Here is a 12,106-nt window from a genome sequence, read left to right as displayed (position 1 = left end):
ATCGGCGCAAAATGTTCAACAACGGCCAAACCGGTTCCGAGCTCACTTTTCACAGGGAGCAGGCTACGCCCTGGCAGAACGTCAACGCGTTCCAGATCCCCCAGGGCAAGCCGCTCGGTCAGGGCGGTGCGCAGGGCCTCCGGGTTAAAGGCCAGGGGCGAGGTCACCGTAGTTCTCGGTGTCGCCGTGCCTGGAGAGGACGACGGTCTGGGCGTCCCGTACCGGGGCGAAGTGCCCATCGCTCCTGGTTCGCCGCGCAGCTCCGGGCCAGAGCTGCTCCGGGGGTGTCCTGAAGTAGGGACGCCGCGCCAGCAGCCCGTGCAGGAGCGGCGTGCGAACGCGGCCTCGCCCGGGGTGGGAGCTCACAGACCGGGGCCCAACGCGGCAAGGACCGACGCCGTGTCCGTTACGGTGGCAAATTCCCCGTTCAGGCTGGCGAGGTGCACACCGTGAATCTCGTGCGCCCAGAAGTGCCGCCCGTCTGGCCCGGTACGGCCGAAGGTCGCCGTCGCGTCTTCCGGCAGCAGCACCCGAAAGCCCAGGTTGCCCGCCATGCGGGTGGTGGTGGACACGCAGTGATCGGTGGTCAGGCCCGTGATCACCACGCTGGTCACGCCTGCAGCACGAAGTTGCTCTTTCAGATCGGTCCCGATAAAGGCGCTGTTCACGTGCTTCTGGATCACGGTTTCACCCGGACGAGGCTCGGCCAGGGGCTTGAACCGCACGCCGTCCTGACCGGGCCTCAGTGGCGAGTTCGGTTCGCGGGAAATGTGCTGGACGTGCCAGATGGGCCGTCTACTCTGCCGCCACGCCTCCAACAGTTCAGCGATGCGCTCCTCCGCGTGTGGGTTGTTGCGCATGCCCCACGAGGGGGCGTCGAAGCCCTGCTGCACGTCGATGAGGACCAGAGCGGTTTGAGGATCAATGGTGAGCACGGTGTTCCTTTCGGGGCACGGGCTGTCCACCGCACCTCAGAAGCACGTGGACAGAGGAGAACGGTTCAGGCCTGGGAGCGATGTTTAGAGGGTGGAGCGCCAAAGTGTTTCCGCCACACCCGCCGCAGCGCCCGGGCGTCCCCGAAGCCACTGCGGTCCGCCACGGCGTCGAGGGTGAGGCGGGGGTCTTGCAACAAGTCACGCGCGAGTTCGAGGCGAAGGCGCTGCTGGTAGTCGAGCACCGTCAGCCCTGTAGCCGACTTGAAGCTGCGCGCCAGGTGCCGTGCGCTCATTCCAGCCACACGGGCGAGGTCTGTGAGGGAGGTCCGTTGCGCAGGATGCGCGACCAGCCAGTCCTGCACCCGGTGGACCCCAGCGTGCAAGTGGGTGCGGTATTCGAGGTAGATGGAAGCCTGGGCGTGCTCGCCGCTGCGGCGCAGGTACACCACCAGGTCGCGCGCCACCCTGGCGGTTAGGAGTGGCCCGTGCTCCGCTTCGACGAGCGACAGCGCCAGGTCGATGCCGGACGCGATCCCCGCGCTCGTCGTTACGCCCCGGTCCTGTACAAACAGCACGTTGTCCAGCACCCGGGCACTGGGATGACGCTTTTGCAGCAGGCCGGTCAGGGACCAGTGGGTGGTGCAGCGGCGTCCGACGAGCAGTTGAGCCTCTCCGAGCGCGAGGGCTCCGGCGCAGACGGCGGCCACCTCCACGCCGTGCCCCGCGCTGGCCTGCAACCAGTCCCGGGTCCCCGAGTCGAGCAGCGTGGGCAGGTGGTTCACGGCTCCGATCTGCACGCCGGGCACCAGGATCAGGTCACCCGGCTGGACCTGGGGCAGCGGCGCGAGGTCACTCAGCGTCAGGCCCTGGGCGCTGCGAACCTGAGGCTGGGCGGCACAGAAGGTCAAGGCGTATTGCGCCCCTTGCTCGGCGGCGCTGTGAAACACCTGCGCGGGACCGGAGAGGTCCAGCAGGTGAACGTCGGGAAGAAGCAGGACCAGCACGCGGCGCACGGCGAACACCTCCTCCCGGCAACAGGGAACAGAACCGGCCACGCCAACTGGCAGGCCGCGAGTCCAGCAGCTTTGGACCCGAACCCCATGCTAGGGCACCTCCCACCTCCCTGGAAGGGAGGCATCTGGCCAGAAGTCGGCTGTATCCGGCCACTCCACCATTCGCAGGAAGAGCCGCCTCAGCCGGCATGAAATGAGAGATGTCAAGTGCGTCTTGCGGCCCGCTTCACACCGCCACAGGCGGGCGCCCCCGGTTCACCGACTGCTCCTTCACCAGCTTCCCGTTGCCTCCCTAAATCCGCCACGGGGCAGATGGAGTTGCACGGGTGTACAGGAGACGCAGTTCAGCAAGGGAGGCCCGCTCCCCGGTGGCCTTTGAGGAACAGGAGCAGGGCGACGCGTGAGGACGTTGTCCGCCGCCAAACCCCATCCACTCGAACACCTCACTGCGGGTGTGGGCCCGGGTACCGCGTGCCTGGCGCGGACCGGGTTCGGACTTTAGGGTCGAGAAAAACCTCCCCTGCACGGCGTAATCCCAACACTGTCCTTTGTTGCTCATCCGCTGGAGCGCCCCAGCGCTGGACTGGCCGCCTGAGCCGAAGTGGTGCGACAACCTGCGTGCGGGCTGCCGCCGCTGCCCCCGGCAAGGCCTCCTGCTGGGCGCACGACTTGCGGACTTGTGGAATTCAAGCAGAAACGTATTGCGGACTTGTGGAATTGGTATTGCGGACTTGTGGAGTTCAGACACTTCTTCGTACTGCGGACTTGTGGAATTGGTCCAGGGACCTATTGCGGAGTGGTGGAATTGCGGACTCTCCCCTATTGCGGACTTGTGGAATTGGTATTGCGGACTTGTGGAATTTGAACGGCCTCCTCTTGCGGACTTGTGGAGTTTGAGGTCAAAAAGTATTGCGGACTTGTGGAGTTGCTATTGCGGACTTGTGGAATTCGGACGCTGGAGAGCGGCCAGGACGGCCTTTTTACCTGCTCCTTGATGATTGATCATCAATGTTTTTAAACAATCTTTTTATCAGTAAAGGGGAGGCTGTTGATCAACATCAGGAGCAGTCCGGAGACGAAAGGTGGCCGCACCCAGTAACATGGAGTGTGCCTCGCAAAGCCGCTTCTACCCAGTCGGTTAGCCAGGAGCTCACCCTCTCAGGGAGTGAGGAGCGGAATCTGAACCGGCTTTCCCTGGTGCTGGCCGCCTCGCGCGTGCCTGAGACGATGACCTACTGGGAACGCTCCTGGTCGTCCTCAGACCACTTCGGCATCACCATCCGGGTGAGTTGCGTCTCCAGCGCCAATGACGTCGTGCCCCACGGCATCGACAACGACATCCTCTTCGGCCTCACCAACGCCTATGTCGGTGCCGGACTGCCGCAGGACAACACATTTCGCGTCACAGCCTATCAACTGCTCATGTACGCCGCCCTGCCCATCGGGGGGCACAGCTACGCGGTGATTAAACCCAGCCTGACGCGGTTGCGAAACAGCACTTTTACCATCACAGACAGTTGGTATGACCGGAAGGAAGAGACGTACCAGTCGCTGAGCACCAGTCTCGTTCAGAACTGGAAGGTGATTGAGAGACGGAAATTCCCGTCGGCCTTTGGAGACGAGGCGGTGAATGCCGACGCCCTCCTACAGGTGACGCTCGACCCTGATCTGGCGCGCAGCATCAGGCTGGGGTATATCCGCCCGGTTGACCTCAATATCCTGCGGGGCCTCAGCCAGCCCCTCACCCGCACCCTGTACCGCAAACTTGAGGACGAGAAGCACCCGGTGGACCGTCCGCCCCAGATGCTCTATCAGACCGCCCTGCTCCCCTGGGCCGAGCGTCTGGGCATCAACGGTCGCCCTGACACCATCCGCCGTGCCCTGCAAACGGCGCACCAACAGCTGCTTGACTGCGGCTTTCTCGCCGACGTGAATTACATCGGGCGGGGCAAGGGCCAGGATATCCAGTACGTCTTTGCCCAGTCCACCCGGCCTCCCGCGCGCCCAGAAGCGGTCGCCGCGCTTACCAGCAGGCGCATCACCCAGGGAGCGGCACTGAAGTACGCGTCGGAGTTTGGCCTTGAGGCTGTGATGGCCGCAGTGAAGCGGTACGACGAGCTTATGGCGGGCGGGTACCAGGCCAAGAGTGCCAGCGGCCTGCTGGTGGACATCCTGCGCCATCCCCTCAAGTACCAAACGCTCGAGGCAGAGCCCAGGTCTTCTCTGCCAGCAGCCCCAAAACCGCTGTTGGGCCAGCCTGAGACGCTCCCTGAGGAGGACCGCAGCCTCCAGACGGCCGCGTTCATGCTGAAGAAGGTCGCCCTGCCCGAAACACTGAAAGACAACGCCGCGGAGCTGTACCTGCAAGGGTGGGTGAGGGCAGCGGAACTGGCAGCGCTCAAGCACGATCCCGAGCCGGCGAAGACGGTTCTGTTGTGGAACGCCCGTGCAAGTGGAGTTGCCGAAGGCGGAGCCGAGACAGACGGAGAGCCGTGACAGGCAGATAGAAGGTGCGGTGCTGGACCTGGGCGCCTTCGTGGGTTCACCTGCGCCCGCCCCTACGGGCCAGCTTGAGGCTCGGGGCTTGGGACCGGACACTCCAGGGGCGCTGACCGCCATGGGCCTACGTCACGCCTGCTCCTGATCGCCTACAGCCGGCCCCAGACACCCGCAAAGGCGGTCCCGCATTGCCACCGCCGAGGGATTGAGGTCGGCGCCTCGCAGGATGGATGCTCGGCGAGAGAACCTCAAAGGCACATCGTCGTCCTGACGCAAACCAACGCGCTTCATTCTGTTGTAAACTTAGTAAGAGTTGAGGACGTACGTCCTCCAAGGAGACCTATGGCGAAGGAAACCACAAAAGAATTCGGTGTTCCCACCGACAGCAAAGAGCGCACCAAGGCCATCGAAATGGCCATGACGCAGATCGAGAAGCAGTTCGGCAAGGGCAGCATCATGAAGCTCGGCGCCGACAGCAAACTCGACGTGCAGGTCATCTCCACCGGCAGCCTGAGCCTCGATGTCGCCCTGGGCGTCGGCGGCATCCCCAAAGGCCGCGTCACCGAAATCTACGGCCCCGAGTCGGGTGGCAAAACCACCCTCGCCCTCTCCATCATTGCCCAGTCCCAGAAAGAAGGCGGCACCTGCGCCTTTATTGACGCCGAGCATGCGCTGGACCCCGTCTACGCCCGCGCCCTGGGGGTGGACACCGATCAACTGCTCGTCTCGCAGCCCGACAACGGCGAGCAGGCGTTGGAAATCATGGAACTGCTCGTCCGCTCGGGCGCCATCGACGTCGTGGTCGTGGACTCGGTGGCTGCGCTGACGCCGCGCTCGGAAATCGAAGGGGAAATGGGCGACTCGCTGCCCGGCCTCCAGGCCCGCCTGATGTCGCAGGCCCTTCGCAAGCTGACGGCGATCCTGTCCAAGACGGGCACCGCGGCCATCTTCATCAACCAGGTGCGCGAGAAGATCGGCGTGATGTACGGCAACCCCGAAACCACCACGGGCGGACGGGCGCTGAAGTTCTACTCCAGCGTGCGCCTGGACGTGCGCAAGGTGGGCGGTAAATCCAATATGGTCGATAACGTCGCCGTCTCACACACCGTGAAGGTCAAGACCGTGAAGAACAAGGTCGCGCCGCCCTTCAAGGAAGTCGAGCTGACCATCGTGTATGGCAAGGGCTTCGACGCCATGGATGACCTCGTGACCCTGGCCACGAACTTTGAAGTCATCAAGAAGTCGGGCAGCTTTTACAGCTACCGCGAGGAACGCCTCGGTCAGGGCAAGGAGAAGGCCATCGCCTTCCTGGCCGAGCGCCCCGAGTTGCTCGCCGACATTCGCGAGCAGGTCCTCGCCCAACTGCGTGGCAACACGCCTGCCCTTCCCACCACCGCAGAAGCCCTCCCCGCCGACTGACCCTCAACTTGAAAGAGCGGCGTGCCCGTTCGGGCACGCCGCTCTTCTCGTTTGGTGAAACTCCATGCCCTGGGCCGTCAGGTACTCCACAGGGGCTGGTTCCACGATCAGGCGCTGTTGGGCGGATGCGGCGTCCTGATACCACTGCCCTGCAGCACCCCGTTGGGTGAGCGTCAGCGCTTGCTGGGCGGCGCCCCTCGCCTGTCCGTGGGCGCTGTGGCCCGACTGGGTGAGTTCAGCGGGAACGCTTTCTGGCCGCTGCTCCTGTGGAACGGGCGAGGGTGTAGGGAATCAAGGTGGGGTGCGGGGGTTCAACGCTTCATGGGGCATCTGCAAAAGTTGGAAAGGAGGCGTTCAGCGCGGCGTTGATCTACGCGCAGGCCGCCGGTTCAGCGGGAATCAGGACGGCGCGAGCCGGAGGCCTGCGCCGCCCGTATTGAACGGTGGAGCCACCCGTTGTATGTCGGGCGCTGACCGCGCGCTCCTGGTGGCAAGCCCGGCCCACCAAGGCGAGCAGCGTGACCTCACCGCGCTGGGCCTCCTACAACTGGGGGAGATGTACCGCGGGCGTCTGCATCCGTGGGGTCTCCCTCAAGGGCGTGGGCGCGCCTCCGGGCCATGGGCTTACTTCAACTCGCCGTGCAGGGTGGCCGCGACTTTCTTCACGGCACCTTCGTGTAGGGCGAGGAGCTCCTCGGCGGTCGAGCGCTGCAGCGAGCGGAACGCGTCGAAGTCGCGCGCAGCGGGGCCGGTGAGGCGTCCAACGTTGCCCTGCACCGTGAAGTGCGCTTCGGCGAGTGTGGAGAGGTTCGTGGCGGCGTCTTTGTGCCTGGCGCTGAGGAATGCCTGAAGGATGCCACCCTGCTCACTGCGTTTCATCAGGTCGCGCTGCAGGCTGCGGTCCTTGATGCGGGTGATAACGTCCCAGGCAGCGTCGGCGAGGAGTTCCGCGGCGCTGGTGGGGCGGGCGTACTCAGCGGCGAGCTGCTCGCCCTCGGTGGTCTGGGTACGCCACATGCGGTAGGTGAGGCCGTTTTTCTCAGGGGTCCAGAGCGTCTCGAAGTCACGGGCGTCCTCAATCAGGACACGCAGCTGCGCTGCACTTTTGACGGTGGTGCGCTGGCCTTCCCCGAGGACGGGCCAGGAGCTGAGGCCGTGTTCATCGGGAGCGCCCATGCCCGCGTAAACAGAGGCGATGCGGGCGGGATCAGCGTTCAGATCTGCGACGGCGCGGCCGTCGGCGAGCAACTCGATGGTCTGTCCTGTCCAGCGGGCCGTATGCTGCAGGTGGTGTAGCCCAAAACCCCAGCGGTCGTGCGCCTGGCGGAGCAGGTGCGTGAGTTGCGCGTCGACATCATTGGTGTCGGGCTGGGCGATGATGGCCTGAACGTCAGCGGTGAGGGCGGCGGTGGCGAGGAGGGCCTGAAAGCGGTTGATGCTGGTAGGGTTGCGTGCGTTCGTCTTTGCCATTCTCATGACTCCCTATTCTGATAATGGCGTAATTATAGCGGAGGAACTTACGAGAATCGAGGCCCAAACGGGCGGAGCCGTGCATGCCAGAACCCTTGAAGGCGAGGGGCAGAAAAAGTACCACCTTGAGGCGCCTGGGTCTGTGGGGACGTAGTCTGCCTGACCCGCTTCCACTGAACATTCCCCGCTGCAGGTCCAGCCCCTACGATGGTCACTCTCATTTGGTCCTGATCCAGGCCGGGCCATGTACGGCATCAGGCAGATCCAGGAGGCGTGATCCTCGCCCCACACACGGGATTTCTGTCAACCAGGCATAAGGATTTTGGTGGATCAGTTATGAGGTAACGGGTTGAGCCGGTCGGAGGGGACGTGACGAATGGTCCGCAAAGCGCGTCACAGGTGTGCGCCGCCGGCCCAGTTGTTGGAAAGGTGCAGCACACCCGCCGCAACGGCAGGGCTTTACAGCCCTCGCAGGCGTAAAGGCTCGCCCTGAATTCTCCGGATCAGGCCGGCACACCCAGGAGCCTCATAAACGCTTTGAAGGTCCCAAGGGCGCATTCATGCCGCTCAAAAAGCATCTCCGGGTGCCACTGCACACCCAGGAGGCCGTCACCCTCCAGGCCCTCCACAATGCCGTCCGGCGCTATCGCCGTGACCTGCAGCGGCGGCGCAACCGCGTCAACCGCCTGATGGTGATAGGAATTCAGGTGAGCGCTGGGTCCATGGGTCTGCTCCAGGAGGCTCCCCGAAACGAACGCAATCTCGTGGCCAAGGACAGGTGGGCGTGCCACCTGGGCGTGATCCACCCACGCTTGCGGCACGTCGGGAAGGTGCTGATGCAGCGAGCCACCCTCCAGCACGTTGAGCATCTGCATGCCCCGGCAGATGCCCAGCACGGGTTTCCCCAGCGCCCTCACCGCCCGGTAGAGGGTCATTTCAAACGTATCCCGTTCCTCGTCGACTTCACCCAGACCACGCCTGGGCGCCTGACCGTAGTGCCGTGGATGAACGTCGACGCCGCCCGTGAGCAAGACGGCGTCCACCTGACGGGCGTAGTCGGCGACCGGGCCATGGAGATTGGGCAGCAGGATGGGGACGCCCCCCACGCGTTCGACCGCCTCAGCGTAGCGGCGGGGCGTCCCATTGACACCGCGGGTCAGAACGTCAGTGAACTGCGAGGTACTCAGGCCGATCAGGGGACGGGCACGCATTCCCGACAGCATACAGAGGCGCGCACGCCCAGGCCCAGCTTCCCGGGTCCCCCTTCCCCGTTCTGTCATGCCTGACCGCCATCAGGACGTATGGACTTCCGGGGCCAGAGGACAGAGGACCAGCCGAAGTGACCGAAGGTGCCGCGCAGGTCCCTCCTCCGGCTCCCCTCCCCCTCTCAGTCAGGCTGGGCGTTCCCTTGAGGGCGGCAGCGGCCGTGAAGGTAACTTTCCTGTCGGCGGAGTCTGGCGCTTCTCGGCTGCTCCAGGCCGGCCACCAGTATGGACGTCGCTGGCCCCGAGATGGAAAGTCATCACGCCCGGCAATCACCCCCGCTGGCCTTTTTGCACGTGGCCGACAAGGATGTCCACCACGGCGCCGACCCCTTCTCCCCCGCCTTTTCAGTTGTGCGGCCCTCTCCGCCATCTGCCAGCGCCGCGCCCCACTTCCTCGTGGACGCCCTGGGCGGTGCTTGTCCTGGCAGGGCATATGACAGGCACTCCAGCCAAAGGACGATAGAGCGTGTATTCCAACATTGGGAGACGCCTTTAAGATGGGGCATGGACAACCTGTTGAAGAAGGCCGGAGCGATGCTGGGTCACCTGGACCTGTTTACGCACATGCTGCACCTACGCAGCCTTCTTCAGCTCGCTGCACATCTGGAAGAGCGCGGAGACCGTGTGATTCTCGTGACGCCACAGACCATGACCCTTATAGGAACAGACCTGGAGACAGTGGAGGTCATCACCAACAGCAAGGGTGTGCAGATTCAAGCAGGAGTGGCCTACAACGTTCTTCAGGGCCTCAAGGGCCATGAAGCGCCAGAGTACGCAGTGACCCGGGAGGAACTCAAAGCGCTGAACGCGGAGGCGATACGGAACTTGGAGCAGGGTGACGCACTGCGTGCATTCGGTGAGACGTTGGTCCGAATCAGCGGGCCGATCCCAGCCCGCAAGGGCCGGAGCACAGGAGGTACAGCGCCCACCCCCGATCCCACCTGATCGCCCGCACACCCGCCAGTCTTCCCCCGCGTGAGACCTCCGCTTTGCGGTCACTCTGCGCCGCAGGCCTCTCCCGAATGGGAAGAGGAGACGCCTGAAGAGGGCCATGGCCGGGGTGACCACTGCAAGAAGGACGGGCGCCGCCGAAGAGGAAGGCGCCGCCGAGAGGCTGCCGCCACCAGGGAGCGTGTTCCGGAGCTGGGTTACGGTTCCGGGTTCTGTCCGCGCCGCAACCGGACCCAGGGCTTTGAGCCAACCAGGTACACCTCGACCTCCGGCCATGCCGCTGCCAGCCGTTGCAACGTGGCCGCCTCCACGCCCTTGAGGAGCTGCGACACCTGCCCGGTCGGCAGGCCGTCCACGCCGTGGTCTTGCAGCAGGCGCCCCAGTGCGGTGCGGAGCTGCTCGGGTGTGGTGGGACTGGATTCGCGGCCGAAGCGCTCCTGAACGCGTTCCCTTTCTGCTGCCGAGAGTTCGTCCACAATTTTACGCACCAGTTCCGGAGCTTCGTCCAGCGGTCCACTCCACAGTGAAACGGTGCCGCGATCCCCTTTCTGCACGCTCAGCCGCACCGTCTCCCGGGCTTCCGAAGCGCAGCCGCCACCGTCCAGCGACACCTGAACCATCAGGCCCCCACGGTGGAAGCGGGAGTGTTCCACTTCAATGCTGCGCGCAACTGCTTGCAACAGCCGTGGGAGTTCCGTCTCGGCTTCGTTCCGCATAAGTCGTGTCGCCCCCGGGAAGCGGCTGAGGGCCGCGAGTGTGAACCGTGCCTGCTGATGGGCAGCGCGGGCAGGTGTAGTTTCCCGGTCACCGTGGACCAGCTCAATGCCCCACCGAGTGAGCGCCATACGCAGCGTGGGGACGTTGGCGTCTTCTTCCGTGGTAAGGCCGCCTATCCGGCGGACTGTGCGCAGGTCGTCGCAGTGTAGGCGCACTGTTCCTGCGCCGTGCAGTTGCGCAAGGTGCTGGGCGGCGAACTGCACGGCGAGAAGCTCACTCTCGTAGGGCAGGGGGCCACCGAAGGTGCCGGTGCGGCGAATGCCTGAGCCCGCCTCGCGCCACACCAGGCCCCAGGCATGTTCGGGAAAACCGCCGTTCGGATGGAAGCTGGCCATGTCCACCCACGCCTGAAGGGCTTCGGGCAAGCCTACTGAGGTGGGTTGGCGTGACGTCATCGCGTAGATGTCATTGTGCCTGATGCAGAGGTGATGGTGTGGCCTCAGGATGGTGTGTCCCAGAGTTCGGTCGTGTGGGGGCGAGTCGGGAGTGCTGGTCGTCCCCGAGGGGTCGGGTCTGTACGTCCGGTCATTTCCCCGTGTTCGCGCAAATGTTCGTCGCGCTGGGTTCCTCACCCGAACGGTTGGTGAGTGGCCTGTGCGCCATGTAGATCACTCTGGGAATGTTGGGGCAACGCCCTGCGGGATGTATTCGGCACACCTTGTCCTGGGCTGGAACACGCCGGGCCTCACCTCCCTGTTGCGGAAGGTCCGTGGTCCACGCTGGTTGAGGTAATGGGCGCCGTGCTGCCCACAGCGCTGGTCTTCCTGTTCCTCAGGTCAGTGGGCCCTTTGACTGTATCGTCCATCGGCTGCCAGTGCCCCTTGCTTCGGCCCTGCTTGCGGGCATGCTGTTGCCGTTCGTTTTTCGGGGCATGGGGCCGTATCCTCCCCCAGCCGCGCCGCTTCCCATGCTCGGCGCGCTCGTGCTGAGCCGGGCCCTGCTTTCCCTGGCCTGTGCCACTTGCCCTCCTGGCACGCCTGAACGTCACAGCAGTGACGGCGACATTTTACGGCATCTCCCCCGGCCGGCCGGTGCCCCTGAACCTGATCCTAACGTGGCTGAGCTTCGGTGCGCAGGCCATCCTCTCCACGGCTCTGCCGGGCCTCGCCTCCTGCCGGCGGTGGTCTCCCAGTCCCTTCCTGGCCTCACCATCCTTGGGGTCAGCCGCTACGGCCACGTGCCTCTCAGGCGGCTGATCACGCTTACGGGGTTGGGACACCTGCGGCTCCACTTGGAAGCGTCGCCCTCAATCCGGGTGCCGTCTCCACCGCCAGCTGTATGGGGGCAGACGCCCATCCCCATTCGGCCAGGCGTTGCGCTGCTGGCCACCTGACGCTGGAGTTGAACTGAACGGGGGGCACAGCCCTCGCCCAGGTCGGCGTTTTCCCCATACCGCTGCTGCCTGACCGGGTTGGCTTGCCTCTGCTGTGACTGGTCCTGGTCGGAGGCGGAAAGCACCTTGGCAGTCGGTCCCCACTGACGTGAGGCGGCGCTCCTGACCCCCGTACTGACGGCGCTGGGCTTCACCTGACCGGGGCTCGGGGACGCGTGTGGAACCTGCCACTCGGTTGGGAGATCACTGGGAAAACCCCTGGGGGCCACCCCGTCAGGTCAGAGCCCGAAGGCAACTTCCCGCATCCTTGTCCCGCATGCGCCAAGGGCCCCAAAGAAGCCTCACTGATAAAACGCTTAACGGCACAAGCTGTGGAGCACAACTGCCCCCGTCTGTGCCAACCGCCCGTTCCCTCCACTCGCTTACCGGTAAGCCAGAAAGCTA

9 protein-coding genes are annotated in these 12,106 nt (G+C 64.6%); 3 read left to right on the top strand and 6 right to left on the bottom strand.

What is annotated here, in order from left to right:
* Positions 1 to 144 precede the first annotated feature (144 nt).
* The 3 genes from B9A95_RS32960 to B9A95_RS30060 form a co-directional block, all read right to left on the bottom strand.
* Positions 145 to 366, bottom strand: coding sequence for a hypothetical protein (locus B9A95_RS32960; protein ID WP_139807170.1), 222 nt, complete (start codon positions 364 to 366; stop codon positions 145 to 147).
* Entirely contained in the window at positions 363 to 935 is a 573-nt protein-coding gene (locus B9A95_RS30065; RefSeq protein WP_139807169.1) for a cysteine hydrolase family protein, read from the bottom strand. The genes B9A95_RS32960 and B9A95_RS30065 overlap by 4 nt, the downstream gene beginning before the upstream one ends.
* Positions 936 to 1,000: 65 nt before the next feature.
* Positions 1,001 to 1,948: a GlxA family transcriptional regulator gene (locus tag B9A95_RS30060; protein WP_084051465.1), complete on the bottom strand. Its 948-nt coding sequence runs from the start codon at positions 1,946 to 1,948 to the stop codon at positions 1,001 to 1,003.
* Between the two features lie 1,107 nt (positions 1,949 to 3,055).
* Here B9A95_RS30060 and B9A95_RS30055 point away from each other — a divergent pair.
* On the top strand, positions 3,056 to 4,444 hold the full coding sequence (locus B9A95_RS30055; RefSeq protein WP_170928871.1) for a replication initiator protein A: 1,389 nt from the start codon (positions 3,056 to 3,058) through the stop codon (positions 4,442 to 4,444).
* 345 nt (positions 4,445 to 4,789) lie between these two features.
* Positions 4,790 to 5,866, top strand: coding sequence for a recombinase RecA (gene recA / locus B9A95_RS30050; protein WP_084046743.1), 1,077 nt, complete (start codon positions 4,790 to 4,792; stop codon positions 5,864 to 5,866).
* Positions 5,867 to 6,490: 624 nt separating this feature from the next.
* Here recA and B9A95_RS30045 read toward each other — a convergent pair.
* Positions 6,491 to 7,336: a DNA repair protein gene (locus B9A95_RS30045; RefSeq protein WP_245808596.1), complete on the bottom strand. Its 846-nt coding sequence runs from the start codon at positions 7,334 to 7,336 to the stop codon at positions 6,491 to 6,493.
* 503 nt (positions 7,337 to 7,839) lie between these two features.
* A complete protein-coding gene (locus tag B9A95_RS30040; protein ID WP_084051464.1) occupies positions 7,840 to 8,547 on the bottom strand; it encodes a gamma-glutamyl-gamma-aminobutyrate hydrolase family protein in 708 nt (235 codons plus the stop codon).
* 558 nt (positions 8,548 to 9,105) lie between these two features.
* Here B9A95_RS30040 and B9A95_RS30035 point away from each other — a divergent pair.
* A complete protein-coding gene (locus B9A95_RS30035; protein WP_084051280.1) occupies positions 9,106 to 9,546 on the top strand; it encodes a multidrug DMT transporter in 441 nt (146 codons plus the stop codon).
* A gap of 203 nt (positions 9,547 to 9,749) precedes the next feature.
* On the opposite strand, the gene B9A95_RS30030 is transcribed toward B9A95_RS30035, so the two are convergent.
* Positions 9,750 to 10,694, bottom strand: a complete 945-nt coding sequence (locus B9A95_RS30030; protein ID WP_084051279.1) for a hypothetical protein — start codon at positions 10,692 to 10,694, stop codon at positions 9,750 to 9,752.
* Positions 10,695 to 12,106: the final 1,412 nt, after the last annotated feature.

The organism is Deinococcus hopiensis KR-140, assembly GCF_900176165.1.
GTDB lineage: Bacteria > Deinococcota > Deinococci > Deinococcales > Deinococcaceae > Deinococcus > Deinococcus hopiensis.
The sequence above is the reverse complement of the archived record's forward strand: the minus strand, read 5'-3'. Positions and strand labels throughout refer to the sequence as shown.